This is a genomic window from Aliiroseovarius sp. B-4 (genome assembly GCF_056857795.1).
On the sequence record NZ_JBSXNV010000032.1, the window covers coordinates 72,269 to 97,701 of the forward strand.

Consider the following 25,433-nt stretch of genomic DNA (forward strand, 5'->3'; position numbering starts at 1 on the left):
AGGGGTTGCGTTATCATCACAGTGATAATTGCAAACCACCAGGTTGGAGACCGCAGAATGCCCATAACATGGAAATCCTCGACCGCCCTTGTGGCGACCCTTTCAATGGCGTTTCCCGCGCCGATTGTTGCACAGACAAACGCGTCCGGCGCTGCCCCAAGTGTGCTTTGCGTTGATGGCAGTGAAACGCCCTGCGCAAGTGGCGTCCCGGAGATACCGGCGGAAAGTATGATCTGCGAAAACGGCGCAGCCTTGCCGTGTGGCGAGGGCGTGATTGCGGTTCCGAAAAGCGCGATGATCTGTGCCGATGGCGCGCCGCTTCCCTGTGGCGAAGGTGTGGATGCCAGTCTGCGCCCAGACATGGCGGGGATGCTGACCGCATTGCGTGAAAGCGGTATGACGCCGGAGATTGCGCAAGCTCTGAACTTGCCGATCCCCGAGGGTGGCGCCGCCGAACCTGCCGCCGAGGTTGCGACTGACACCGGCACGGTCGAGGCAGCTCCCGCAGAAGAAGCGCCAGCGGTCGAAGCCGAAGCCGCCCCCGCCGATGCTGCACCGGTTGAAGCGGCACCAGAGGCTAAAGCGGAGGTGACGGAAAAAGCCCCAGAGGCCGAGACCGCAGAAGCGAAACCCACCGAAGAACCGGCACCCGACACGGTTGAAAGCGATACAGTCACCGAAGCGACCACAGACGAAAGTATCGTCGCGCCGGAAGCTGAACCGACGGGCGAAGTTGCCGAAACGCCCGATGCGCAAACCCCCGCACAGAGCGCTGATACTTCGACTGAAACCGCCGAAGCGGAGCCTGTCGAAGCGCCAGTTGAGCAGACCGCAGAGCAACCTGTCGAACAAGCGTCTGACGTATCGCCGGAAGAGGAAGCAGCGCTTGCGGATGCGTTGACCGACACCGAACCGACCGCCGAAGAGGTTGTAACGTCAGAGCCGGTGCCTGAGCTTCCCGTTCAACCCGCGGCTGAAAGTGGTGAAGCCCCAGTGGCTGCCGCCGCCGCCGCCCCGGTCGAAGCGGACACCTCGGCTGAAGTGACCGAGGAAGTGGTGACGGAAGAAACCGCCCGATCGTCCGACGAAGATTTTGCCAACAAGGTCAACGAAGCCGTGAAGACGGTGATCGAGCAAAAAGACGCCACGGCGAGCGCCAAACGCGATGAAGGGCTGTCCAAAGGCGAAAAGGCCATCCTCTTGGGCCTGGGCGCAGTCGCGGTAGGTGCGATCCTGTCCAACAATCGCGAAGTGGCACTGAACTCTGGTGATCGGGTCGTGGTTAGCCGCGAGGATGGCAGCTATGAGATCATCAAGGATGATAACGCCCTCTTACGCCAACCGGGCACAAGGCTGCGGACCGAGACTTTTGGCGATGGATCGACCCGCACGACCGTGATCCGACCCGATGGCACAGAAATCGTCACTGTCCGCGATCCTGAATATCGCGTGCTGCGCCGGGTTCACGTGGCCGAGGACGGCACTGAAACGGTATTGATCGACGATACAGTTGCTGTTGAACCTGTCGATGTCACCACTCTGCCTGACCCCGTTGCGCAACAGGATTTGACCGCTGACGCCGACGAAGACGCCTTGCGCAGGGCCCTGGCCCGTGAAGCTGTTTTCGATCGTCGCTTCAGTCTGGCACAGATCCGACACATCCCACAGGTGCGCAATCTTGTGCCGGTGATCGACCTGAATGCTGTCACCTTCGAAACCGGGTCGGCTGCGATCCGCCCGGATCAGGCGCGGTCACTGGCGCGTTTGGGCAAGTTGATCCAGAGCTATGTCGCCAATGACCGGAACGAGGTGTTCCTGATCGAAGGTCACACCGATGCGGTGGGGTCTGCCGCCTATAATCTGGCCCTGTCGGACCGTCGGGCGGAATCGGTCGCATTGGCCTTGACCGAGTATTTCGATGTGCCGCCGGAAAATCTGATCGTGCAAGGCTATGGTGAGGCCTTCCTGAAGGTAGATACCGAATTGGAAGAACGGGCCAACCGCCGCGCCAGTGTCCGTCGGATCACGCCGTTGTTGCGTCAGGCGTCTAACTGATCGGGCCGCGACGGCGCTCATAGGTTCGTTCAATCATAGATCACCACCGTTGCCCGTTCGCGTTTTGCGGGCGGGCAGCGGTGGTCGGGTCAACCCGCATTGGTTCAGATAGGTTCAGGTGGCGCCCCCGCCACGTAAACCCGTTCCACCGCGCGATCATCACCCATCATCATCAGCACGAACAACTCTTCCGACAGGGTGGTCGCGCGCTCCATCCGCAGGGCCATGGCGTCTGTGGCAGAGGCATTCAGCACAACGATATCGGCATCCGAGCCGGGGGCGAGTGTGCCGATCTTGTCTTCCAACCCCAGCGCGACGGCATTGCCGCGCGTGATCCAGTGGAAGGCACGCAGGGGGTGCAGGGATTGGCCCTGTAATTGCAGCACCTTGTAGCTTTCATTCAGCGTTTGCAGCATGGAATAGCTGGTGCCAGCGCCCACATCTGTCGCAATCGCATTGGTGATGCCGCGCCCGCGCAGGCCTGCGTCATCAAACAGCCCACTGCCCAGAAACAGGTTCGAGGTCGGGCAAAACACCGGGTGTGCGCCGGTGTCGACCAGCGCGTCGATTTCGCGTGGTGTCAGGTGAATGGAATGCCCCAGCAGCATCTTTGGGCCAAGCAGGCCATAGGATTGATAGACATCCAGATAGTCGCGGGCCTCTGGGTAAAGCTCGGTGGTATAGGCGATCTCGTCATGGTTTTCCGACAGGTGGGTCTGGACATAGCAATCGGGATGCTCTTGCACCAAGGCCTGCGCCATCTCCATCTGGGCTGGCGTCGAGGTGATGGCGAAGCGCGGCGTGATCGCATAGTGACCGCGCCCTTTCCCGTGCCACGTGTCGATCAGCGCCTTTGAGTCGTCATAAGAGGATTGTGGCGTGTCGCGCAGCCCGTCCGGCGCGTTGCGGTCCATCATCACTTTGCCGCCGATCATGCACATGTTGCGCCGGGCGGCCTCGGTAAAGAACGCATCGGCCGAGGTTTTGTGGACCGAGCAATAGGCGACCGCGGTCGTGGTGCCATGCGCGGTGATCTGGTCATAGAACTTGCCTGCCATCGTGGCGCTATGTGCAGGGTCGGCATATTGGGTCTCGGCGGGGAAAGTATAGGTGTTCAGCCAATCCAGAAGCTGCGCACCCCAAGAGGCAATCACCTGCACCTGCGGAAAGTGTATATGGGTGTCGATAAACCCGGCCATCAGAAGGTGGGGGCGGTGGTCGATCACCCGCGCGCCGGTTGACTGCGCACTGACATCGGCATAGTCGCCCGAGGCGATGATTTTGCCCTCGGCCATCAATATTGCACCGTCCTCGCGATACTCATGGGCGTGGGTGTCATCGGGGCCGTTTGGTTCGGCAGTGAAGGTAAGTGTGCGGCCACGCAGAAGGGTTTGCGGCGAAGTCATTGCATATTCCGTTCAAGAAAAGGCACAGGACGCAGCGCGCGCCCTGTGCTGAGTTCGGGCGAAGGGAGGAATTATTCGCCCGGAGTTGGTTGCGGTTCGTCGGTCGGCAGGTTGTCGTTCACCAACGCGTCTTCCTTGTGGAAATACGGATAGACGAACAGGAACGCCGCCGCGATCAGATACCCCATGCTGACACCGCTCAGGCTGGGCCAATGCAGGCTGGCCGAATGGATGATACCGACCAGCGACATGCCGCAGGCAGCAAGGGCGAACCCACCCGCGTTGCGGAACCGTCCGTCGATCACGCTGGCCACGATGGCACCCCAGATCAGCCCGGTCAGAATGGCCCCTTGGCTGAGCGCCAGATGGCCTTCGAAATGCGCGCCTTGCTGTAAAAGGGCGGCGGTCAGGGCTTCGTCACCCAATTGCGGCAGCCCTTCGACCCCGGTGGCACCAAGGGCACCCATCAGCGACCCCCATTTGGTCACAAGGAAGGAAGACACGTGTGGCATCATCGCGATGGTCACGGCGGCCATATGCTCGGTCTTGACCGAATGCGCCGTGTTGGTGATCAGGCTCAGCGCCACGAACACCAGAACCGGCGCGGCGGCGGCCACGGGAATCAGGTTGTTCAGGAAGGCGAGCAGCCCGAAGAACGCGGCGAAGGGAATGACCAGCCCAACCGCAATGATATAGCCGGTATGCGCCCCCATCCGCTTGTAAGCCGGGTGGCCGATATAGGCGGTCGTGGGGAAGGGCGACCCGAAGACCGCACCGATCATCGTGCCCACGCCGTCTGTCACCTGACAGGTCGCGACCGGGTAATGATCGCCCGCTGCTTCCGCGCTTTCGACGTTGTTCATGGTTTCGATGAAGTTATAGATCTGCACCGGCACCAGAACCAGGAACAGCTCGGGATTGGCGAACAGGTGTTGGATACCGGCGATCAGATCACCAAAATAGGGCACGGGCGGATAGAAGCCCACGCCTTCAAAGCTGATCGAGGCTTTGCCCATGCCCAGAGCGACCACGGTGCCGACGATCAGGGCCAGAAGACCGGCGGGTATGTTGAACGGCAGGCGGAAACGGCCGACCAGACCCCAAAGAATGATGATCATCGAGGCAAAACCGACGAACGGGTCTTCGAACACGGTGGCCAACGGAACGGTGCCGATGAACACCAACGCGATACCACAAAGCGTGCCCAGCATCCCGGCGCGAGGCGTCACACGTTTCAGCCATGGGCCAACGATAGCCCCAAGACCAGCGACAATGCCACCCATGAAACCCGCACCAATGCCCACCTGCCACGCAAGTGTCGCATCATTGGTGGACCAGTAGATCGGGCCGATCACACCGAACAGATAGACGAACATAACGGGTGTCGAGATGCCATAGGGCAGGGCGGTCACATCACGCCCGTGCCTTTGCGCGGCGCGTTTGGCCAGAACGGTGTAGGCCCCGACACCGGCCATGATGGCCACGGCAGCGCCGGGCAGAATGCGGCCAAACACGATCTCGGCCGGCATGTTGAAGACGAACTGACAGACGCCTGCCAGCACGATCAGGTTGATCAGGTTATCGGTAAACAAGGCCCAGAACGCGCTGAAGTCATTGCGCGCAAAAAGCCTGTAGTTGTAAGTTCCACCGTCCATGACGGACTCCTCCTCCACTGTGACCGGAAATCAGTCCCGCGCGCGTTTGGCGGCGGGGTCTTTCCGGTCTGTTTGATTGCCCGGAACGGGCGCTCCCATGTCCCATTGCTGGGAATTTGCGGCAGTTTCAGAGGTCAAATCAGCGATCACTTCCGCTGCCACGAAGGCCGCGATGACGCTGGGCCGCTTGTCGCGGCTGCCGCTTGCCCCGATGGGGCAAATCAATTGTCCGGTGCTGTGGTCGTCACCATGCTGGCGGACCCAGTTGCGAAACTTGGCCCGTTTGGTGGCGGACCCGATCATGCCAACATAGGCCGCGTTGCCTTTTTCAAGGGCCGCCAGAGTCAGCAGGAAATCAAGCGCATGGTCATGGGTCAGCACAACAAAGGCGCTGCCCGCAGGGGCGTTCATGATGTCCACTTCCGGGATCGCGCTTAACCGCGTTTCCACATCCGCCCGGCACCGGACCAACTCCTCCTCGCGGCTGTCGATCAGGATGCAGCGCACCGGCAGGTGCTGGAACAATTCCGCCAACGCGCGGCCCACATGGCCAGCACCCATGACATAGACATGGGGCAGATGCGCGGCTTGATCCTGCGCATGCGTCAGGGCTTCACGCTTGTCCGACGGCCGCATTCGCGCCAAAGACAATTCAACCCGCCCCCCGCAGCACTGACCGATCTCGGGGCCAAGCGGCACGTCCAGATCAAGGTTCAGCACGCCCTTGCGCAGCATTTCACGGGCGCGGTCGATGGCGATGTATTCCAACTGCCCACCTCCGATGGTGCTCCACAGACGATCTTGGGCCACGAACATCTCGGTCCCTTCATCGCGCGGCGATGATCCGCGCACCCGTCTCAGGGTCACGCGAATGACCGGTCCGTTCAGGGACAGAAAGTCAGACAGATCGCGCAGGGGCTGGGCCATGGGTCAGCCCGCCGCTTTCAGGCGTTCGACGGCCATCAGCACACGCTCGGGCGTGGCGGGCGCATCCAGACGCGGGCAAATGCGATAATCCGCGACCGAGGCGACCGCCATCGACAGCGCCTCGAACACCGAGATGCCCAACATGAAGGGCGGCTCTCCCACAGCCTTGGAGCGTTTGATCGTCAACTCGCGGTTTTCTGACCAATCGGCCAGCTTCACGTTGAACACGCGCGGCCGGTCGGACGCCAGCGGGATCTTGTAGGTCGACGGCGCATGGGTGCGCAGACGGCCAGCATCGTCCCACCACAATTCCTCGGTGGTCAACCAGCCCATGCCCTGAATGAACGCACCTTCGACCTGGCCCTTGTCCAGCACCGGGTTCAGCGACCGACCCACATCATGCAGGATATCCGTCCGCTCTACCCGGTATTCACCGGTCAGCGTGTCAATTGTGACCTCGGAACAGGCCGCGCCATAGGCGTAGTAGAAGAACGGTCGCCCCTTTCCTGCCGCGCGGTCCCAGTGGATTTTCGGCGTCTTGTAGAAGCCTGCGGCAGAGAGTTGCACGCGCGCCATGTAAGCCTGCTTGATGAAGGCATCGAAGCTCAGAACTTCGTTACCGATGCGCACCTGATTGGGTTCAAACACCACGGCGTCAGGCGAGACCTTCCACTTCCCGGCGGCAAATTCCACCAGCCGCGCCTTGATCTGCTCGACCGCGTTCAGCGCGGCCATGCCGTTCAGATCGGTGCCGGACGACGCGGCAGTGGCGGATGTGTTAGGCACCTTCTCGGTCGTGGTCCTGGTGATCTTGATGCGTTCGAAATCGACCTGAAACGCCTCGGCCACCACTTGGGCAACCTTGGTGTTCAGACCCTGACCCATTTCGGTGCCACCGTGGTTCAGATGGATCGACCCGTCATTATAGACATGCATCAGCGCGCCCGCCTGATTATACCACGTCGCGGTGAACGAGATCCCGAACTTGACCGGGGTCAGCGCGATGCCCTTTTTCAGAACACGCGATGTAGCGTTGAAGTCGATGATGGCTTTGCGGCGCACGCGATAGTCTGCGCTTTCCTCAAGCTCGCCCACCAGACGGTCAAGAATATTGTCCTCGACCTCTTGGTGATAGGGCGTCAGATCACGCCCCTTGCCGCCATAGAAATTCGCCTTGCGCACATCCAGCGGGTCCTGGCCGGTGGCATAAGCAATCTCTTCCATGATGCGTTCGGCCACGATCACACCCTGCGGCCCGCCAAAGCCGCGAAACGCAGTGTTCGAGACGGTGTTGGTCTTCATCGGATGGCTAACCAACCGCACATTCGGATAGAAATAAGCATTGTCAGCGTGAAACAATGCGCGGTCGGTGACAGGACCGGACAGGTCGGACGAAAACCCGCAACGTGCCGCAAAGACACCGTTCACCGCCTCGATCCGGCCCGCGTCGTCGAACGCCACGTCATAGTCGATGACGAAATCATGCCGTTTGCCGGTCGCGGTCATGTCCTGATCGCGGTCGGGGCGGATTTTCACCGCGCGACCCCATTTCTTGGCGGCAATGGCCGCGACGGCACAGAACAGGTTCATCTGGCTTTCCTTGCCGCCGAACCCACCGCCCATCCGGCGCACATTCACCGTGACCGCGTTCGAGGGCACGCCAAGCACATGGGCGACCATATGCTGCGCCTCGCTTGGGTGCTGGGTCGAACAGTGGACGATCACTTCGTCATCCTCACCGGGAATGGCGAAGGCGATATGACCTTCCAGATACATGTGATCCTGCCCGCCGACGCTCATCCGACCCTTGATGCGGTTGGTCGCCTTGGCAAACGCCGGAGCCACCTCGCCGCGTTCCAGCTTCAGGGGCGCGGTGACATGAGGATAGCCCGCTTCCTGTGCGGCAATCGGGTCCAGCGCGTGGGGCAGCTTTTCGCAATCAACATCGGCGAGTTCAGCGGCCCGACGCGCGGCATCGCGGGTTTCGGCGATGACAGCGAACAGGGGCTGGCCGTGAAACTGGATCTTGTCGGTGGGAAATACGGGTTCGTCGTTCAGGCCGGTCGGGCTGATGTCATTACGGCCGGGAATATCGTCTGCGGTCAGCACGCCCACCACACCGGGGGCAGCGCGCACGGCACTCAAGTCCAAGCTTCGGATATTGGCATGGGCGACGTCCGACACACCCAGATAGGCGTGCAGCGTGCCGACGGGTTCAACGATGTCGTCGGTATAGTCGGCCGCCCCGGTGACATGTTTGGTGGCGCTGTCGTGGATGCGGTCGGTATGGGCAGCCCCACGGATCGAGACGTTGTCTTTCATATCATCCACTCCTTACGCGGTGGCCAGTTGAACGAGATCAGACGAGGCATCATCTTGGTCGAGAAAAAACCGGCGCAGCAGGTTCTGGGCCGACAGCATCCGGTAGTCCGCCGACGCGCGCCAATCGGTCAGCGGTTTGAAATCCTGCGGCAGCGCCTTGGCGGCGGTCTCGAAGACCTCTTCGCTCCACGCCTGTCCCAGCAGGGCCGCTTCGGCGGCAGCGGCACGTTTCGGGGTGGCGGCCATGCCCCCAAAGGCAATGCGCGCGCCGGTGATCACGTCGTCAGCCAGCGTCACGCTGATCCCGACAGCGACCGAGGAAATATCCTCGTCCCGACGTTTCGAAATCTTATAGGCCGCATCGCGTTGGCCGGGTGCCGGGCGCGGCACGCGGATGCTTTCGACGAACTCACCCGGTTTGCGATCCTGCTTGCCATAGTCGATGAAGAAATCCTGCAATGGCAGGGTGCGCCGGGTGGTGCCGTGGCGCAGCGTGATCTCGGCCCCCAACGCGATCAGTACAGGCGGTGTGTCCCCGATGGGCGAGCCGTTGGCGATGTTGCCGCCCACGGTTCCCATATTACGCACCTGCCATCCGGCGATCCGGTCCCAATAGGGGGTCAGATGCGGGAAGATTTCGGCGATGGCGTCCTGACATTCAGTATAGGTGGCGGCAGCCCCGATCACCATGGCGTCATCGTCCTGACGCACGGTCTTCAAACCGTCCAGATGACCGATGAACACGGCGGGGCTGATCGGGCGCAGAAACTTCGTGACCCACAGGCCGACATCGGTGGCGCCCGCCACGATGGTCGCTTTCGGGTGGGCCAACAACACCTCTGCCAGATCGTCTACATCAGCGGGCAGAATGGCTTGGTTGTCGGCAGGCCCGGTCACAACGCGCTGGCCATCCCGCAGGCCGCGCAATTGGTCAAGCACTTGGTCGCGTTCAGTGGTCAGATGGTCTGCGGCCGGCGTGCCATAACGGCTGACGGCAATGGCGGCGCGAATGATCGGCTCATACCCCGTGCAGCGACACAGATTGCCTTGCAGCGCGGTTTCGACCTGTTTTTCCGTCGGCTCGGGTGTCGCCATCCACAGCGCATAAAGCGACATCACGAAGCCCGGCGTGCAGAAGCCACACTGGCTGCCGTGGTGGTCGACCATCGCTTGTTGCACCGGGTGCAATCGGCCTTCGGGGCCGGACAAATGTTCGACTGTGACGACGTGACAACCATCCAGCGAGGCCAGAAAACGGATGCAGGCATTCACCGGCTCATAGGTCAGACCGTCATCCGTCAAACGCCCCACCAGCACGGTGCAGGCCCCGCAATCCCCTTCCGCGCAGCCTTCCTTGCTGCCCGTCAGACGCCGGTTCAGGCGCAGGTAGTCCAGCAAGGTCTGGTCCGCGCCGACATCTGCAATGCTGACGGTTTGCCCATTCAGAAGGAAGTGGATGTGGCTGCGATGTGTCATGGTGGCTCCTGAATAACGGATCATGTTGGACCTTGCCCAAGCACCATATCGCAGGCTATTGCCCTCACACAGGGGCGGAATCGGCAAAGACTTTCAACAGATCGTTGATAATGGCGGCGCCTCATGGCACAGTCCGGGGGTCAGCATCCACGTCACGGAAAGGGGCCGCATGTCCTATATCGAAAGCCTGCGCGTCTTCGTGCGCGTCGTCGATCTGGGCAGCATCACGTCCGGTGGGCGCGATCTGCGCCTGACTCCGGCGGTGGCAAGTAAACGTATCAAAGAATTGGAAAAACATCTGGGGGTGCGGTTGTTCAATCGCACCACGCGGTCGCTGTCACCGACCGAAGTTGGGGAGCTGTTTTACCACGAAGCCAGAGCGGTGCTGGAAACCGTGGACATTGCGGAATCGAAGGTCGCAAACTTCTCGCACGCGCCGCGCGGCACCATCCGTGTGACCGCGCCATTGGGGGCTGGTCGTCGGATTATTGCACCTTTGGTGCCCCGTTTTGTCGAGGCGTTTCCCGATACCCGGGTGCAAATGCGCCTGTCCGACCGCAAGGTCGACATCATGGCCGACGGGTTGGACATCGCCTTTTTCATCGGCACCCCCAGCGATTCGAACCTGAAATTGCGCAAGATCCGGGATTGTGACCGGGTCTTGTGTGCCTCGCCCGCCTATCTGTCCCAGAACGGCACGCCCCAGACACCCGACGACCTGCTGAGCGACCAGCACAACTGTCTTCTGCTCAGATATCCGCGCTCGCCCGAGTATTTCTGGGTACTGCAAACCAAGACCGGACTGCGCAAGCTGGAGGTAGCGGGAAAGTACGATGCCGATGACGGGGACGTGCTGACAGCTTGGGCGCTGGACGGGCGCGGCATCGTAAACAAACCGCGCTTCGACGTGGCCGAGCATCTGCGCGATGGCAATCTGGTGGAAGTTCTGCCGGCAACGCCACCGGTCCCGACGATTTTTGGCTGCCTGTATCCCCACAAAAAACTGCAAGACCCCAAGATCCGCCTGTTTGTCGACTTTGTGATCGAGCACAGCAAGCCGCTTTTGGGCGAACGGCGCTAGACGTTCAGTCCCGTTCCCGTCTTCACCGCATCCATGGACACAAAAGTGCGAAACTTGCGGACATTGCTGTCCTGAAAAAAGACCTGGCGGGTAAATGTCTCATACGCCGCCATGCTTTCGACCACGACGACAAGCATGAAGTCCGCCTCGCCGGTGACATAAAAACACTGCTGCACCTCGGGTGCGTCACGGAACCGACGCTTCATCAGGTCAATTTCTGAAGGGGTTTCGCTGACCAGTTCGACTTGCACGAATATGGTCAATGGCAGCCCCACCTTGTCCGGGTCAATGACGGCCACGTTCGATGTGATGACACCGTCGGCTTCCATGCGGCGAATGCGGCGTTGGACGGACGGCGCAGACAGATTCACCGTCGCGCCAATCTGCCGCTGCGGCGAGGTGTTGTCGCGCTGAAGGATGCGCAGAATGGCCAGATCGAATGCGTCGAGTGGGGTCATGTGAAACAAACTTGCACAATACCTCTCAAAAATCAGCGCAAATTTCACCGTGCTTGCAATAATATTTCTGCAACCACGGAGTTCCCCATGTATCTGCACAACACCCTTCCGAACCATGACCACCCCCTTGATCCACGCGATGCCGAGACGCTTGGGATCGCCGGGGCCAATAACGTTGCCCGTCTCCTGACCCTTAGAAAGAACAGCGCGCCCACACCACTGGTCGCGCTTCCGGGTCTTGCGAAAGGGCTGAACCTCGGCGCGCTGCACCTGAAGGACGAGGGACATCGGCTTGGCCTTGGCAGCTTCAAGGCGCTTGGCGGGGCCTATGCGCTGATGCGACTTGTGCAGGACAGGGCCGAACGCCAGCTGGGGCGCTCAATCCCCATCGACGCAATATTGTCTGATGAAGTGCGCAACATCGCGCGCAGCATGACCTTTGCCTGTGCCACAGATGGCAACCACGGTCGGTCCGTCGCGCAAGGTGCCCGATTGATGGGGGCAAAGGCGGTGATTTTTGTTCACGCCGGGGTCAGCCAGTCGCGTATTGATGCCATCGCCGGATTTGGCGCCCAGATCACGCGCGTGGCTGGGAACTATGACGACTCGGTCGCCGAAGCTTCAAGCGTTGCCGAAGAAAAGGGCTGGACCGTGCTGTCCGACACATCATGGCCCGGCTATGAAGACATCCCCGGATTGGTCATGCAGGGCTACACCGCCATCGTCCGCGAAGCGCTGGCAGAGCTACCGATGCCTCCGACGCATGTGTTCCTTCAGGCCGGGGTCGGCGGCTTCGCGGCGGCCGTTGCCGGACATCTGGCGGTGCTGCTGGGCAAGGGTCGCCCCCACATCACGGTGGTTGAACCGGCGCGGGCGGCCTGCGTGCTCGCCAGTGCCAAGCAGAACCAACCGGTGAAGGTGGACGAGACCGAGCCGACCGTGATGGCGATGCTGGAATGCTACGAGCCGTCCTTGGTCGCCTTCCGTGTTCTGGAACGTGTCGCGGATGGGTTCATGACCGTGGATGAGGATGATGCGGTGTCGGTCATGCGACGCCTTGCAGACCCGATTGCCGGTGATCCTGCGGTCGTCGCCGGAGAAAGTGGAGGCGTGGGGTTGGCGGGAGCAATCACCGTTCTGAACGACCCCGAACTGGCCGCCCGCATCGGTCTTGGCGCCGATGCGCGGCTTTTGGTGATCAACACCGAAGGCGCAACCGATCCTGCGCTTTATACCAGTCTCATCGGCCGCACACCCGAGGCTGTTCTGCAAGCCGAACGGATAGCCTGAAGCGCGGAGGGTAACTGGATGAACGATCCAACGACACTTGAAGTCGAGATGACAGCGTGGCGCCGTGATCTGCACCAGCACCCGGAATTTGGCTTCGAAGAGGTTCGCACAGCGGGGTTCGTCGCACAAAAGCTGCGCAGCTTCGGTGTTGATGTGACCGAGGGCGTCGGCCGCACCGGGGTGGTCGGAACTTTGCAGCGGGGCACGTCGAACCGCGCCATTGCGCTGCGTGCCGACATGGATGCTTTGCGCATCACCGAGGCCAATGACACAGGCTGGGCCTCCGCCAATCACGGGACCATGCACGCCTGTGGGCATGACGGGCACACCGCGATGCTTCTGGGTGCGGCACAGGTGTTGGCAGCGGACGGCGGGTTTGACGGCACCATCCGCTTTCTGTTCCAACCCGCCGAGGAGTGGGGCAGGGGCGCGCAGGCGATGATCGACGACGGGCTGATGGCACGCTTCCCGTTTGACGAGGTCTTCGGCCTGCACAACCTGCCCGGTCTGCCCGTCGGACATCTGGAAACACGCGCTGGCCCAATCATGTCTGCCGAGGATATCTTTGAAATCACGCTGCAAGGTCAGGGAGGGCACGCAGCACGGCCCCATACGACCCGCGAGGTAATGGTGCCCGCCTGCGCGCTGGTGCTGGATTTGCAAACAATCGTGGCGCGTCGCCTTGATCCCACCGACATTGCCGTTGTCTCCGTCACCGAGTTGCGGACCGATGGAACGCGCAATGCCTTGCCTGGGCAAGCCCGTATCATTGGTGATGCAAGAAGTTTCCGATCAGATATTTCTGCTCGGATCGAAGCCGAGATGCGCCGGATTGCAAGCGGCATCGCTGCAACTCATGGCATTGAGGCGACCGTAACATATTCGCGCGAATTCGTGCCCCTGGTCAATGACGCTGACCTGACCGCCGAGCTTCTGACCGCCGTTGAAACCGTCTCTGCCCGAGTCACGGTGAGGCCCGAACCCATGACCGCCTCCGAGGATTTCGCCCGCTTTCTTGACCACGTCCCGGGCTGCTTTGCGTTCATCGGCAACGGTGATGCGTCAGCACCGCTTCACAGCCCAACCTATGATTTCAATGACGCGGCGTTGTGCCATGGCAGCGGCGTTTTTGTCGCCATCGCCCGTCAACGCCTTCCAAGCTCCTGAAACTGCGGTTGGCCTATCGTCTCTGTTAACATAACTCCCATTATGCGATGCAAGGGCTGTAGCCGGGCACATGCTAAGCTGGGTTGCGACAATTACCTACTCGCCATCGGTTGGCGAATGATCGTCCTGAGATTGGCTGGCTTCGTGCGCCGCATATCGTTCAGATAAATCTCGTGATGTTTACCGCGACGATCACATCCGTTGTCCGCAATGAACTCATGCAGGGCGGTGATTGTCGGCGGTTCCCCCGCATACGGACCGATGTAGAGGCACTGTGCAGCCGGTCCTTCTTCCAACGCCTCAAATCGAACCTGCTTAAGCGCGGGGAGGTCCTTCTTTTTGGCAGTCGCCGTGCGCGCAATTTCGACCATCTCACTCGTAATCCATTCCGGTTGGCTGATCATCGCCGTCCATTTCCAGGAATCCTTGTCGGTTGACGAGAAGTTGTTCATGTCATCGGTCCACCACAATGCTTCAAGCGGCATGACCCCATAATCAATGGCAAGCGGGCCTTTCTTGACCATGAACTTTAGCGGGTAAGAGAGAGAATAGAGAGCTTCCACCGCATTTGCAAAAGCCTGCGATGTGTTTGGATTCCCGTCGCCGTCAACCATCAGGTAGTTCATCTTGGGCACATCAACTATGACCATCCCCTGTTTCAAGGTGGTGCCATAAAGGGCGGTCATCTGCTTCTTGATATCAATTTTCTTCATGTGCAGCCTTCAAATCAAACGGGTTCCGAGCGCACAGCTTCCACACGGCGGTTTATTCCCCCGATGAGGTGGCGATAGAACCACATGCGTACACCGTCTGGCCGGTTTCTGTACTTCTCGCTTTCGTAATAGTCGGACGGATCATCCCAGGCGCCGTGGTCATCGGTGACTGCCGCCATCTGTTGATAGGCCGCATGATCGAGGTTCAGATCGGCACTGGCCTCACCGTCTTCCAACGCCACCGAATAGCCCACCGACCAGCCCAGACGTTTGATCTTGGCCTTGGCTGCGTCGAACAGGGACTTGTCATTGATGAATGTGTCGATCCGCCGCCACTGGCCCTCGATTTCCACCTCGATCCACGAATGAGAGATTTCATTCGGCATCAGCCAATAGGCGAGGCCCGTGAAGAAGCCCTTTTGGATATCCTTGGTGATCAGTGAGAAATGGATGCGCGCTTGTATCCCTGCCGCCTTACAGAGGGCGAGCAAGAGCGTCGCCTTGGTATTGCACTGTCCGTATCCCAGCTGGATCGTTTCCGATGCCTTGACGAAATCGCCGTTCATCGGAAATCCAAACCGGATTTCATCGCGCACATAGTGGAAAATTCGGTCGAGCTTGCGGCGCGGCGTTGTCTCGGATCGGGTCAAGCGGGCCGCAAGCTCGCTGATGGCCGGATGATCGTAGTCAGCAAGTTTACCCATAGGTGCAACCTATCGGATCCGATCGTCTATCGCATTGACCCACGTCAATGATTCAGTCCGGCTTGGAGTCATCGCTTGCCAAGCGCCAAACGAAGAACTCGCTGCGAGGCCGAAGGGCGGTTAACTGCGCTAGCCCGCCTTTTCAACGATGCACAGCATCCGTCACTTAGGGCGCTTTGCCCCTTTCGCCGCACTTTGCAAGAAGGTTCGCATTCATTGCCGCCGCAAAGCCAGCCAGGGCTGCGATATGTGAGGTCTCCGCTCTGTCAGGCTTTGCTACCGTCAGCGCTCATGCTGACATTTCTGCTTTACACAACTGGTGACAATTCCACTTGTCCACTTGGTTGCAACAAATCCGTCACCAGGGCACCTGCTTCCCCGCCCAGTCAAAAAAGGACCCGTTATCCTCTGGGGTCAGCCCTTCCATGACATTCAGCAAATTGTCGGCGGCCTCTTTGGGCGCGACGGATGTGTGCTGGGGATAATCGCGGGTGAAAGGTGTGGCGACCGTGCCGGGATGCAGCGCGACGCAGATCAGGTGTTTGTGCGTCCGGCGCAGCTCGACCGACGCGGTCTTGATCAACTGGTTCAGCGCAGCTTTCGACGCGCGATAGGAATACCAGCCGCCCAACCTGTTGTCGCCAATGGATCCCACGCGGGCAGACAACGCCGCAAAGATTACACGCCGGTCGCGAGGCATCAGGTGTTTGGAATGTTTAAGGATCAGTGCAGGGCCTATGGCGTTCACTGCGAACAGCGCGGCAAGTTCATCACCTGTCACCGCGCCGATGGATTTTTCGGGACCGGACCGGGCGGCCAGTATGCCCGTTGCGACGACGATCTGGTCGAAGGAACCGTCAAGCTGCCCAAACACATCGGACACGTTTCCCTCGTTGGTGATGTCCAGCCCTTGGCCGGTGCGGGACAGGCCCGTGACATCAAAGCCACGCCCCTGTAAGGCACTCATCAGCGCCTGCCCCACCCCGCCGGACGACCCAATGACAAGCGCGCGTTTCTTTGATTCTGTCATACTCCGATCATACGGTCCGGGGTCAGGACAGGCAAAAGGCCTCTGCATTGGCGCAGGCCCATTCGTGCATCACCTGTTCGCAAGGCGAGTTCAGTTCGACGCGATGTAGAACGGTAAATCCTTCGCTGCGTTTCGATACCATTTGATGATCTTCTTGCGCTCGTCGTCTTCCATGAAAGACACGTTTGCGGGTGGCATGGCCACTGACACCCCCGCTTGAATATATATCTGCCGTGCCGCGCGGGTGATGTCGCCTGTGGTTTCCAGATGAATACCCTTGGGCGCACGTCGGATACCGTCATAGAACACCTCGCGCGCATGACACATGGAGCAGCGGCCCAGAATGATATCCTGGACCTCCTCGAACCCTTCAGCATCTGCGAAGATCTGCTCGGTCTTGCTCAAGGGGCGGGCTTCGGCCTCTTCCAGCGTGTCGTTTTCCAACGGTGCCGTGGACAGCCACATGATCAGGATGAACAGAACCGCTGTCACCAGCCATGTCCACTTCGGGTCGCTCGTGCCCGCATGGTTCGAGTTGAAGTAGTGGCGGATCGACACACCCATCAGGAACACCAATGCGGCGATGATCCAGTTGTATTCCGACGCGAACGCCAGCGGATAGTGGTTCGACAACATCAGGAAGATCACGGGCAGCGTCAGGTAATTGTTGTGGGTCGAGCGAAGCTTGGCGATCTTGCCGTATTTGGCGTCCGGCGTGCGGCCTTCTTGCAAGTCTTTCACGACGATGCGCTGATTGGGCATGATGATGAAGAACACGTTCGCCGTCATGATCGTCGCAGTGAAGGCGCCCAGATGCAGCATCGTCGCCCGGCCCGTGAAGATCTGGTTATAGCCATAGCCCATGGCCACCAGCAGCACGAACAGCAGCACCATCAGAACCGTCGGATTTTCAGCCAGGGGCGATTTGCACAGCCGGTCATAAACCAGCCAGCCAATCGACAACGACACGGCCGAGATCACGATCCCCTGCCACAGTGCAAGGTCAGCTTTCTGGGCGTCGATCAGGTAAAGCTCGCCGCCCACCCAATAGACGATCATCAAAAGAGCCGCGCCCGACAACCATGTCGTATAACTTTCCCATTTGAACCAGATCAGATGCTCGGGCATGTTTTCGGGGGCCACAAGAAACTTGCGGATGTGGTAAAATCCACCGCCGTGAACCTGCCATTCCTCGCCATGGGCACCCACCGGTAGATCCGGCGCTTTGCGCAGACCGAGGTCCAAAGCGACAAAGTAAAATGACGAGCCAATCCAGGCCATCGCGGTGATGACGTGCAACCAACGGACCGCAAAGGCCAGCCAATCCCACATGATTGCAAGATCTTGCATAGGGTGTTCCTCCGAGCTTTTATAAAAAGTAGCTCACTGGCTCATTATCGTATATTAGGAAAAAATATCTAGCTGCTTCAAAAAAAGTGGAAGAATGGCGACATGGCCTATCTGGACAATATCAGAACCTTTGTACGGGTCTATGAATTGGGCAGCATGTCGGCTGCCGCGCGCGATCTGCGCATCTCGGCCGCCGTAGCGTCGTCGCGTATATCGCAGCTTGAGGGGCATCTGGGCATCCGCCTGTTTCAGCGCACCACGCGGCTGCTGAACCCGACGGAACAGGGCAATACCTTCTACAAGGGTGCCAGTAAAATTCTTGAGGCGGTCGAAGCCGCCGAGGCTGACATCAGCGACATCACCCGGTCGCCGCGTGGCACCTTGCACGTGGCCGCACCCATCGGCATCGCGCAACGGTTTATCGCCCCGGCAGTACCGACGTTCAGAGAGGCCTATCCCCTGATCAACATCCGCTTGCGATCCTCGGACCGCAAACTTGATCTGGCCGCCGAGGGTTTGGATGCCGCGTTCTTCTTGGGTGTGCCCGAAGACAGCAATCTGCGCATTCGCAAGATTACCGATTGTCCGCGTGTTCTGTGCGCCTCGCCGGACTATATCAAGAACCACGGCATGCCGACATCCAGCGAAGAGTTGCGCACCGATATGCATGATTGCCTGAACCTGCGTTATCCCGGCGCGCCAGAGTTCCAATGGCCGCTGCAAACCGCAAACGGGGTCAAGCGCGTGACTGTTTCCGGCCCATTTGAATCCGATCACGGCGAGATTCTGACCAGTTGGGCACTGGATGGTCAGGGGATCGTTCTGAAAGCCGTGTTCGAAATTTCCGAGCATCTGGCCAAGGGGCGACTGGTGCCGGTGCTGGTCGATGAACCCCCCCTGCCCATTCAGCTGGCCTGTCTTTACATGCACAGGCGCAGGCAAGACCCAAAGGCCCGCCTGTTCATCGATTTCATGGTGGACCACATTCAGGCGTCGATGCCCAAATAGACCCGCGCCCTAGCTGCCGCGATAGGTTGAATAGCCAAACGGCGAAAGCAGCAGCGGCACGTGATAATGCGCGGGCTCGGACATCCCGAAGCGCAGTGGCACCACGTCCAGGAAACGCGGTTCTTCCGGCGGTGTGCCGATCGCGTCCAGATACGCGCCTGCATGGAACACCAACTCATAGGTGCCGATTTCAAACTCATCAGCGGGCAGAATTTGCTCGTCCGTGCGCCCGTCATCATTGGTCGTGAGGCTGCGCAGATGGATGCGTTTGTCCCCTTCGATGCGATACAGGTCGATCTCAAGTCCCTCAGCCGGGCAGCCCCGTGCAGTGTCCAGAACATGCGTGGTCAGATATCCGGTCATATGGCGTCTCCTTCTGAGTTGTCCCATTAATGTCCTGCGTTTTGTTATCAATACATAGAGAAGTGACAAAAAGCTCTTTCAAAAAAAATGTGAAAGTGACCGCAATTATTTTGCGGTATAAGAAAGAAAATGAGGAGACCCGAGTTGAAACGCTACACTCGTGACATGCGCGGCTACGGCCCGACGCCACCCCACCCGCAATGGCCGGGCAACGCCAAGGTCGCGGTTCAGTTCGTGTTAAACTATGAAGAGGGCGCGGAAAACTGCGTGCTGCATGGGGATGACGCGTCCGAGGCGTTTTTGTCCGACATTCCCGGCGCCGCCCCCTGGCCCGGCAAACGCCACTGGAACATGGAAAGCATGTATGAATACGGCGCGCGCGCCGGGTTCTGGCGTCTGCATCGTCTGTTCACCGGCGCGGATATTCCGCTGACGATCTATGGCGTCGCTCGCGCCCTGTCGCGCAGCCCCGAACAGCTTCAGGCGATGAAGGATGCAGGCTGGGAGATTGCCAGCCACGGCCTGAAATGGATCGAACATAAAGACATGCCCGAAGACGCCGAGCGTGCCTCGATCGCCGAGGCGATCCGCCTGCACACCGAGGTCGTGGGCGAACGCCCGCGCGGTTGGTATACCGGGCGCTGTTCAGAAAACACCGTGCGTCTGGCCGCCGAAGAAGGCGGGTTCGCCTATGTGTCCGACACCTATGACGACGACCTGCCCTATTGGCTGGAAGTCGGCGACTGCGATCAGCTGATTATCCCTTACACTCTGGAAGCCAACGACATGCGTTTCGCCACCGCGCCGGGTTGGGTGACAGGCAACGATTTTGGCCGCTATCTGACCGATGCGTTCGACACGCTCTATGCCGAAGGTGATGCCGGGCGTCCCGCCATGATGACCATCGGTCTGCACTGCCGCCTTGTGGGGCGACCGGGCAAAATCGCAGGTCTGAAACGGTTTATCGATCATATTCAGGCGCATGATGGCGTCTGGACCCCGCGCCGCATCGACATTGCCGAGCATTGGGCGAAAACCCATCCACCCAAACGGTTCGAGCGGCCCAGCCAGATGGACAAGGCGCGGTTCGTGTCGCTTTACGGCTCGATCTTTGAACATTCCCCGTGGATCGCCGAACGCGCGTATGATCTGGAGCTCGGCCCGGCCCATGACAGCGCCGCAGGGGTCCACAACGCGCTTTGCCGCGCCTTCCGCACCGCGTCCGAGGATGAGCGTCTGGGCGTTCTGACCGCTCACCCCGACTTGGCGGGCAAGCTGGCCGCAGCAGGTGAATTGACCGCCGAAAGCACGTCGGAACAGGCAGGCGCGGGTCTGGATTACCTGACCGACGAGGAACGCGAGACCTTCACCAAGCTCAACACCACCTATGTGGACAAGCACGGCTTTCCCTTCATCATCGCGGTGCGCGATCACGACAAGGCGTCCATCCTTGCCAATTTCCACACGCGTATCGACAATGATCGCGACACCGAATTTGCCGAAGCCTGCCGACAGGTCGAACGGATCGCCCAGTTCCGCCTAAGGGACCTGCTGCCGTGAGCCGGGCACTGACCCCGCAGCCCCTGACCGCGGCCGCCTTCGCGCCGTTCGGTGACGTGATCGAGGTCTCGGGCGCACCCGACAAGCTGATCAATCAAGGCATGTGCGGGCGTCACCATGACCTTGCGCGCATGGATTTTGCCGACGGGCGTGCCGGGATCAGCCTGTTTGACGCCAAGGCGCGGCAGTTTCCCCATGTGGTCGACATGGTCGAACGTCACCCGGAGGGAAGTCAGGCGTTCATTCCGGTGTCCGGCGTGCCGATGCTGGTCATCGTGGCCGAAGATCAGAACGGGGTGCCGGTGAACCTCAAGGCCTTCGTGTCGCAACCGGGCCAATCCATCAATCTTTTGCGGGGTGTTTGGCACGGCGTGCTCGCCCCCATCGAAAAACCGGGACAGTTTATCGTCGTTGATCGTATCGGCGATGGACCCAACCTGGACGAACACTGGTTCGACGATCCTTACATCGTTCAATCAGTGAAATAAGGCACCCTGTCACAGAAGCAGCGGCCTGGCGCGAACAGTCAAATTGGGAGGAAACCACATGGCTGACAATTCCATCGGGACAGCGGAGCAACTTCGCGACCCAAACTATACACCCGCTTTGCACAAGGCGATTCCGCTGGGCATCCAGCACGTCCTGGCAATGTTCGTTTCGAACGTCACACCTGCGATCATCGTCGCGGGTGCGGCGGGCTTCGGGTTCGGGTCGAACTCACCCGACTTTCCGGAACTCTTGTATCTGATCCAGATGTCGATGCTGTTTGCGGGTGTTGCCACGCTTCTGCAAACCATAACGATTGGCCCGGTCGGCGCGGCGCTGCCCATCGTGCAGGGCACGTCGTTTGCGTTCCTGCCGATCATGATCCCGCTTGTGGCGGGCAAAGGCGTTGACGCGCTGGCCGCCCTGTTCACCGGCGTCATCATCGGTGGTATCTTCCATGCCTTCATCGGGACATTCGTCGGTAAGCTTCGCTTTGCCCTGCCCCCGCTTGTGACCGGGCTTGTGGTGACGATGATCGGTCTGGCGCTTGTGAAGGTGGGCATTCAGTATGCCGCGGGCGGTGTTCCTGCGATTGGCACGCCGGAATACGGCTCGCTGCTGAACTGGTCCGCCGCCTTGGTGGTTATCTTGGTGACACTTGGTTTGAAATTCTTCACCAAGGGCATGTTGTCGATCTCGGCGGTGCTGATCGGTCTGATCGTCGGCTATATCTATGCGATCATGGTCGGCATGTTGTCGATTGAAGCCATCACCGGATCGTGGAGCCGCGCCAGCGCTTTCGCCCTGCCGATGCCCTTCAAATACGGGTTCGAAATGTCGGCCGCTGCGATCATTGGCTTCTGTCTGATGGCCTTCATCTCGGCGATCGAGACCGTGGGCGACGTATCGGGGATCACCAAAGGCGGTGCAGGCCGCGAAGCAACCGACAAGGAAATCCAGGGCGCGACATATGCCGACGGTATCGGCACGGCCGTCGCCGGTATGTTCGGCGCGTTCCCCAACACCTCGTTCAGCCAGAACGTGGGCCTGATCGCCATGACCGGCGTGATGAGCCGCCACGTTGTGACCTTTGGGGCGATCTTCCTGATCGTCGCGGGGCTGATCCCCAAAGTCGGCGGCGTGATCCGCACCGTTCCGATCGAGGTTCTGGGCGGCGGTGTGATCGTGATGTTCGGCATGGTTGTGGCCGCCGGTATCTCGATGCTGTCGGATGTCGACTGGAACCGCCGCAACATGGTGATCTTCGCGATTGCCCTGTCCATCGGTCTTGGTCTGCAACTGGAACCGGGTGCGCTTCAGCACATGCCCGACACCGCCCGCATCCTGCTGACCTCGGGCCTTCTGCCCGCAGCGGTGATCGCCATCGTTCTGAACCTGGTCCTGCCGCACGAACTGGCAGATGAAGCGACCGAGGAAGTATCGGGTGGGATGGCCGGCCATGGTCGTGGCTCGTTGCCCCATGATGATCACGCTTGATCCAGGCTTTACGGGCGCCCCTAATATGGGGGCGTCCGACCAAACAAAAGATGACATCCGGCTCCAACGGATATCTCGCGTCCCCGCCCCAGAACATGCGGCGCATGCGCGCGTGCCCCTCTCTCTCAATTAAAGCATATATCCTGTGGGCAAATGCCGCAGGATAGACCAATATTGCCTAATGAACCGCACAATACGGAGACCGCGCCATGGTTGAATTTCCAAACGACATCGATCCAGTAGAATCTCGCGAATGGCAGGAAGCGATTGAAGACGTCATCGCGAAAGATGGGCCAGATCGGGCGCATTTCCTGCTGGACAAGTCCGTTCAACAGGCGCGCGCCGCCGGGGCCAACCTGCCGTTTTCCGCCACCACGCCTTATCAGAACACGATCCCGGCGGATGACGAGCTAGAGATCCCCGGCAATCTGGAGATGGAATGGCGCATCCGCACCATCAACCGCTGGAACGCCATGGCCACCGTCGTGCGCCGCAACAAGGTCTCGTCGGAATATGGCGGGCACATCGCGTCTTTTGCGTCCTCGGCGGTGATGTATGACATCGGGCTGAACCACTTCTGGCGCTCGAAGTCTGCCATTCACGGCGGCGACCTTGTGTTCTTTCAGGGTCATGTGATCCCCGGCATCTATGCGCGGTCCTTCATGGAAGGGCGCATTTCCGAAGAGCAGTTAGAGAACTTCCGTTCAGAGGTGTCTGGCGAAGGCTTGTCGTCCTATCCGCACCCGTGGCTGATGCCGGATTACTGGCAGTTCCCGACCGTCTCGATGGGTCTTGGTCCGCTAATGGCGATTTATCAGGCGCGGTTCATGAAATACATGCACAATCGAGGCTTGATCGACATGGCCGACCGAAAGGTCTGGGTCTTCCTTGGTGACGGCGAGATGGACGAACCCGAAAGCCGGGGCGCCATCGACCTTGCCGCCCGTGAAGGGCTGGACAACCTGATCTTCGTGGTGAACTGCAATCTGCAACGGCTGGATGGCCCGGTGCGTGGCAACTCGAAAATCGTGCAGGAGTTGGAGGGCGATTTCCGCGGTGCAGGCTGGAACGTCATCAAACTCCTGTGGGGCAAGGGCTGGGATGAGCTGCTTGAAAAAGATACCACCGGGCGCTTGCGCCAGCTCATGGATGAAACCGTCGATGGCGATTATCAGACCTTCAAATCCAAGGACGGGGCCTATATCCGCAAGCATTTCTTTGGGAAATATCCTGAAACCGCCGCGCTGGTCGAGGATTGGACCGATGATCAGATCTGGGCGCTGCGCCGGGGCGGGCATGACCCGCAAAAGGTCTATACCGCCTTCAAACGCGCGTCCGAGACCAAGGGCGAACCCACTTGTCTACTGGTCAAGACGGTCAAGGGCTATGGAATGGGCAAGGCCGGTGAAGGCCAAAACATCACCCACCAGCAAAAGAAGATGGCCGAGGATCAACTGCGCGCCTTCCGCGACCGGTTCGACATCCCGGTCAGCGACGAAGACCTGCCGAACGCGCCCTTCGTCAAGCTGAACAATGCGCAGAAATCCTATCTTCTGGACCAGCGCAAGAAGCTGGGCGGAGAGTTTCCCAAGCGCGACTGGCGCGACACACCCAAACTGGACATTCCCGGCCTCGACAAGTTTTCATCACAACTGAAAGGCACCGGGGATCGCGAAATCTCGACCACCATGGCGTTTGTGCGCATTCTGACCACGCTTCTGCGCGACAAGAATGTCGGCAAGCACGTTGTGCCCATCGTACCCGATGAAAGCCGCACCTTCGGGATGGAGGGTCTGTTCCGCTCGGTCGGGATCTATAACCCCAAGGGGCAGAACTATACCCCCGAAGATGCCGACCAGATGATGTATTACAAGGAAAGCACCGATGGTCAGGTGCTACAGGAAGGCATCAACGAGGCCGGCGCCATGGCGGACTGGATCGCGGCGGCGACGTCCTATTCCAATCATGGCGTGCCGATGATCCCTTTCTATATCTACTACTCGATGTTCGGGTTCCAGCGGATCGGCGATCTGGCATGGGCGGCAGGCGACTCGCGCGCGCGCGGCTTCATGCTGGGCGGCACCGCAGGGCGCACCACGCTGAACGGCGAAGGGTTACAGCACGAGGACGGGCACAGCCATATTCTGGCGGGCACGATCCCCAACTGCATCACCTATGATCCAACCTTCCAATACGAGGTCGCGGTGATCGTGCATAACGGGCTGCAACGCATGTATGTCGATCATGAGGACGTGTATTTCTATCTGACCCTGATGAACGAAAACTACTCGCATCCCGACATGCCAATGGGCGTCGAGGACGAGATCATCAAGGGCCTTTACCGCCTGCAAGAGGTCAAGAAGCCCGGCAAGAAACATGTCACCCTGGTGGGGTCAGGCACCATTCTGGTGCAGGCGATGAAAGCCGCCGAAATGCTGAAAGAAGATTTCGGCGTCACGGCGGAAATCTGGTCGGCCACCTCGTTCAACGAGTTGGCGCGCGATTGTCAGGACGTGGCGCGCTGGAATCGCCTGAACCCGCTGGCCGAGCCGCGCGAACCCTTTGCGACCCAGCAATTGTCCAAAACCAAAGGTCCGATCATCGCGGCGACGGATTACATGAAGAACTATGCCGAACAGATCCGGCTGGCCGTGCCTGGGCGCTACACGGTGCTGGGCACCGACGGCTTTGGTCGCTCGGACAGCCGCGTGAACCTGCGCCGCTTCTTCGAGGTGGACGCCAACCACATTGCAGCGGCGGCTATGGTGGACCTTTATCGTGACGGCAATGTCACCAAGAAACAGCTGCAAGATGCACTTTCCAAATACGACATCGACGGCAACAAGCCCAACCCGCGCTTGGTGTGAACGGACAGACAGGAGAAT

General features: G+C 59.9%; 20 protein-coding genes. 9 read left to right on the top strand and 11 right to left on the bottom strand.

All coding sequences use genetic code 11. The features are described from left to right. Nucleotides 1–57 precede the first annotated feature (57 nt). Complete coding sequence (locus tag AC13C8_RS06685) at nt 58–2,055, top strand: OmpA family protein (protein WP_482846805.1); 1,998 nt, start codon at nt 58–60, stop codon at nt 2,053–2,055. 104 nt (nt 2,056–2,159) lie between these two features. Here AC13C8_RS06685 and guaD read toward each other — a convergent pair whose 3' ends face one another. The 5 genes from guaD to xdhA form a co-directional block, all read right to left on the bottom strand. Continuing rightward, complete coding sequence (gene guaD, locus AC13C8_RS06690) at nt 2,160–3,461, bottom strand: guanine deaminase (RefSeq protein ID WP_091432977.1); 1,302 nt, start codon at nt 3,459–3,461, stop codon at nt 2,160–2,162. A gap of 71 nt (nt 3,462–3,532) precedes the next feature. Further along, nucleotides 3,533–5,116 (bottom strand): permease family protein, encoded by a 1,584-nt coding sequence (locus tag AC13C8_RS06695; RefSeq protein WP_482846806.1) that lies wholly within the window; start codon nt 5,114–5,116, stop codon nt 3,533–3,535. A gap of 30 nt (nt 5,117–5,146) precedes the next feature. After that, nucleotides 5,147–6,043, bottom strand: coding sequence for a xanthine dehydrogenase accessory protein XdhC (gene xdhC / locus AC13C8_RS06700; protein ID WP_091432970.1), 897 nt, complete (start codon nt 6,041–6,043; stop codon nt 5,147–5,149). Nucleotides 6,044–6,046: 3 nt separating this feature from the next. After that, a complete protein-coding gene (xdhB, locus tag AC13C8_RS06705) occupies nt 6,047–8,365 on the bottom strand; it encodes a xanthine dehydrogenase molybdopterin binding subunit (protein ID WP_482846807.1) in 2,319 nt (772 codons plus the stop codon). A 12-nt stretch (nt 8,366–8,377) separates the two neighbouring features. Next, the gene (xdhA, locus tag AC13C8_RS06710) at nt 8,378–9,841 is read right to left on the bottom strand and encodes a xanthine dehydrogenase small subunit (protein WP_482846808.1); all 1,464 of its coding nucleotides are present in this window, start codon (nt 9,839–9,841) and stop codon (nt 8,378–8,380) included. 169 nt (nt 9,842–10,010) lie between these two features. Between xdhA and AC13C8_RS06715 the strand changes: the two genes are divergently transcribed. Continuing rightward, nucleotides 10,011–10,922 carry a LysR family transcriptional regulator gene (locus AC13C8_RS06715; RefSeq protein ID WP_482846809.1) on the top strand — a complete coding sequence of 304 codons (912 nt, stop codon included), beginning with the start codon at nt 10,011–10,013 and terminating at the stop codon, nt 10,920–10,922. Here AC13C8_RS06715 and AC13C8_RS06720 read toward each other — a convergent pair. Next, complete coding sequence (locus AC13C8_RS06720; protein WP_482846810.1) at nt 10,919–11,380, bottom strand: Lrp/AsnC family transcriptional regulator; 462 nt, start codon at nt 11,378–11,380, stop codon at nt 10,919–10,921. The genes AC13C8_RS06715 and AC13C8_RS06720 overlap by 4 nt on opposite strands. 87 nt (nt 11,381–11,467) lie before the next feature. On the opposite strand from AC13C8_RS06720, the gene AC13C8_RS06725 reads away from it, so the two are divergent. Both AC13C8_RS06725 and AC13C8_RS06730 read left to right on the top strand, forming a co-directional pair. Further along, entirely contained in the window at nt 11,468–12,670 is a 1,203-nt protein-coding gene (locus AC13C8_RS06725; protein ID WP_482846811.1) for a diaminopropionate ammonia-lyase, read from the top strand. 18 nt (nt 12,671–12,688) lie between these two features. After that, nucleotides 12,689–13,837 carry a M20 aminoacylase family protein gene (locus tag AC13C8_RS06730; RefSeq protein WP_482846812.1) on the top strand — a complete coding sequence of 383 codons (1,149 nt, stop codon included), beginning with the start codon at nt 12,689–12,691 and terminating at the stop codon, nt 13,835–13,837. Nucleotides 13,838–13,929: 92 nt separating this feature from the next. On the opposite strand, the gene AC13C8_RS06735 is transcribed toward AC13C8_RS06730, so the two are convergent. The 4 genes from AC13C8_RS06735 to AC13C8_RS06750 form a co-directional block, all read right to left on the bottom strand. Next, nucleotides 13,930–14,550: a GyrI-like domain-containing protein gene (locus tag AC13C8_RS06735; RefSeq protein ID WP_091432952.1), complete on the bottom strand. Its 621-nt coding sequence runs from the start codon at nt 14,548–14,550 to the stop codon at nt 13,930–13,932. A 14-nt stretch (nt 14,551–14,564) separates the two neighbouring features. Then, on the bottom strand, nt 14,565–15,254 hold the full coding sequence (locus AC13C8_RS06740; protein ID WP_091432947.1) for a transglutaminase-like domain-containing protein: 690 nt from the start codon (nt 15,252–15,254) through the stop codon (nt 14,565–14,567). Nucleotides 15,255–15,612: 358 nt separating this feature from the next. Then, nucleotides 15,613–16,284, bottom strand: coding sequence for an SDR family oxidoreductase (locus AC13C8_RS06745; RefSeq protein WP_482846813.1), 672 nt, complete (start codon nt 16,282–16,284; stop codon nt 15,613–15,615). Nucleotides 16,285–16,374: 90 nt separating this feature from the next. Next, the gene (locus AC13C8_RS06750) at nt 16,375–17,634 is read right to left on the bottom strand and encodes a urate hydroxylase PuuD (protein ID WP_482846814.1); all 1,260 of its coding nucleotides are present in this window, start codon (nt 17,632–17,634) and stop codon (nt 16,375–16,377) included. A gap of 102 nt (nt 17,635–17,736) precedes the next feature. Here AC13C8_RS06750 and AC13C8_RS06755 point away from each other — a divergent pair, with 102 nt between their 5' ends. Further along, nucleotides 17,737–18,642: a LysR family transcriptional regulator gene (locus AC13C8_RS06755; protein ID WP_482846815.1), complete on the top strand. Its 906-nt coding sequence runs from the start codon at nt 17,737–17,739 to the stop codon at nt 18,640–18,642. 9 nt (nt 18,643–18,651) lie between these two features. Here the strand turns inward: AC13C8_RS06755 and uraH are convergent, their stop codons facing one another. Further along, nucleotides 18,652–19,005: a hydroxyisourate hydrolase gene (uraH, locus tag AC13C8_RS06760; RefSeq protein ID WP_091432930.1), complete on the bottom strand. Its 354-nt coding sequence runs from the start codon at nt 19,003–19,005 to the stop codon at nt 18,652–18,654. A gap of 144 nt (nt 19,006–19,149) precedes the next feature. Here uraH and puuE point away from each other — a divergent pair, with 144 nt between their 5' ends. The 4 genes from puuE (at nt 19,150) to aceE (ending at nt 25,415) form a co-directional block, all read left to right on the top strand. Beyond that, the gene (gene puuE, locus AC13C8_RS06765; protein ID WP_091432927.1) at nt 19,150–20,565 is read left to right on the top strand and encodes an allantoinase PuuE; all 1,416 of its coding nucleotides are present in this window, start codon (nt 19,150–19,152) and stop codon (nt 20,563–20,565) included. After that, entirely contained in the window at nt 20,562–21,053 is a 492-nt protein-coding gene (locus tag AC13C8_RS06770) for an ureidoglycolate lyase (RefSeq protein ID WP_091432925.1), read from the top strand. The genes puuE and AC13C8_RS06770 overlap by 4 nt, the downstream gene beginning before the upstream one ends. Before the next feature lie 58 nt (nt 21,054–21,111). Next, a complete protein-coding gene (locus AC13C8_RS06775) occupies nt 21,112–22,548 on the top strand; it encodes a uracil-xanthine permease family protein (protein ID WP_091432923.1) in 1,437 nt (478 codons plus the stop codon). Nucleotides 22,549–22,757: 209 nt separating this feature from the next. Then, complete coding sequence (gene aceE, locus AC13C8_RS06780; protein ID WP_482846816.1) at nt 22,758–25,415, top strand: pyruvate dehydrogenase (acetyl-transferring), homodimeric type; 2,658 nt, start codon at nt 22,758–22,760, stop codon at nt 25,413–25,415. Nucleotides 25,416–25,433: the final 18 nt, after the last annotated feature.

Bases quoted from the DNA above. Each gene is read 5' to 3' on its own strand.
- AC13C8_RS06685 (WP_482846805.1), top strand. From the start codon at position 58: ATGCCCATAACATGGAAATCCTCGACCGCCCTTGTGGCGACCCTTTCA.
- guaD (WP_091432977.1), bottom strand. From the start codon at position 3,461: ATGACTTCGCCGCAAACCCTTCTGCGTGGCCGCACACTTACCTTCACT.
- AC13C8_RS06695 (WP_482846806.1), bottom strand. From the start codon at position 5,116: ATGGACGGTGGAACTTACAACTACAGGCTTTTTGCGCGCAATGACTTC.
- xdhC (WP_091432970.1), bottom strand. From the start codon at position 6,043: ATGGCCCAGCCCCTGCGCGATCTGTCTGACTTTCTGTCCCTGAACGGA.
- xdhB (WP_482846807.1), bottom strand. From the start codon at position 8,365: ATGAAAGACAACGTCTCGATCCGTGGGGCTGCCCATACCGACCGCATC.
- xdhA (WP_482846808.1), bottom strand. From the start codon at position 9,841: ATGACACATCGCAGCCACATCCACTTCCTTCTGAATGGGCAAACCGTC.
- AC13C8_RS06715 (WP_482846809.1), top strand. From the start codon at position 10,011: ATGTCCTATATCGAAAGCCTGCGCGTCTTCGTGCGCGTCGTCGATCTG.
- AC13C8_RS06720 (WP_482846810.1), bottom strand. From the start codon at position 11,380: ATGACCCCACTCGACGCATTCGATCTGGCCATTCTGCGCATCCTTCAG.
- AC13C8_RS06725 (WP_482846811.1), top strand. From the start codon at position 11,468: ATGTATCTGCACAACACCCTTCCGAACCATGACCACCCCCTTGATCCA.
- AC13C8_RS06730 (WP_482846812.1), top strand. From the start codon at position 12,689: ATGAACGATCCAACGACACTTGAAGTCGAGATGACAGCGTGGCGCCGT.
- AC13C8_RS06735 (WP_091432952.1), bottom strand. From the start codon at position 14,550: ATGAAGAAAATTGATATCAAGAAGCAGATGACCGCCCTTTATGGCACC.
- AC13C8_RS06740 (WP_091432947.1), bottom strand. From the start codon at position 15,254: ATGGGTAAACTTGCTGACTACGATCATCCGGCCATCAGCGAGCTTGCG.
- AC13C8_RS06745 (WP_482846813.1), bottom strand. From the start codon at position 16,284: ATGACAGAATCAAAGAAACGCGCGCTTGTCATTGGGTCGTCCGGCGGG.
- AC13C8_RS06750 (WP_482846814.1), bottom strand. From the start codon at position 17,634: ATGCAAGATCTTGCAATCATGTGGGATTGGCTGGCCTTTGCGGTCCGT.
- AC13C8_RS06755 (WP_482846815.1), top strand. From the start codon at position 17,737: ATGGCCTATCTGGACAATATCAGAACCTTTGTACGGGTCTATGAATTG.
- uraH (WP_091432930.1), bottom strand. From the start codon at position 19,005: ATGACCGGATATCTGACCACGCATGTTCTGGACACTGCACGGGGCTGC.
- AC13C8_RS06775 (WP_091432923.1), top strand. From the start codon at position 21,112: ATGGCTGACAATTCCATCGGGACAGCGGAGCAACTTCGCGACCCAAAC.
- aceE (WP_482846816.1), top strand. From the start codon at position 22,758: ATGGTTGAATTTCCAAACGACATCGATCCAGTAGAATCTCGCGAATGG.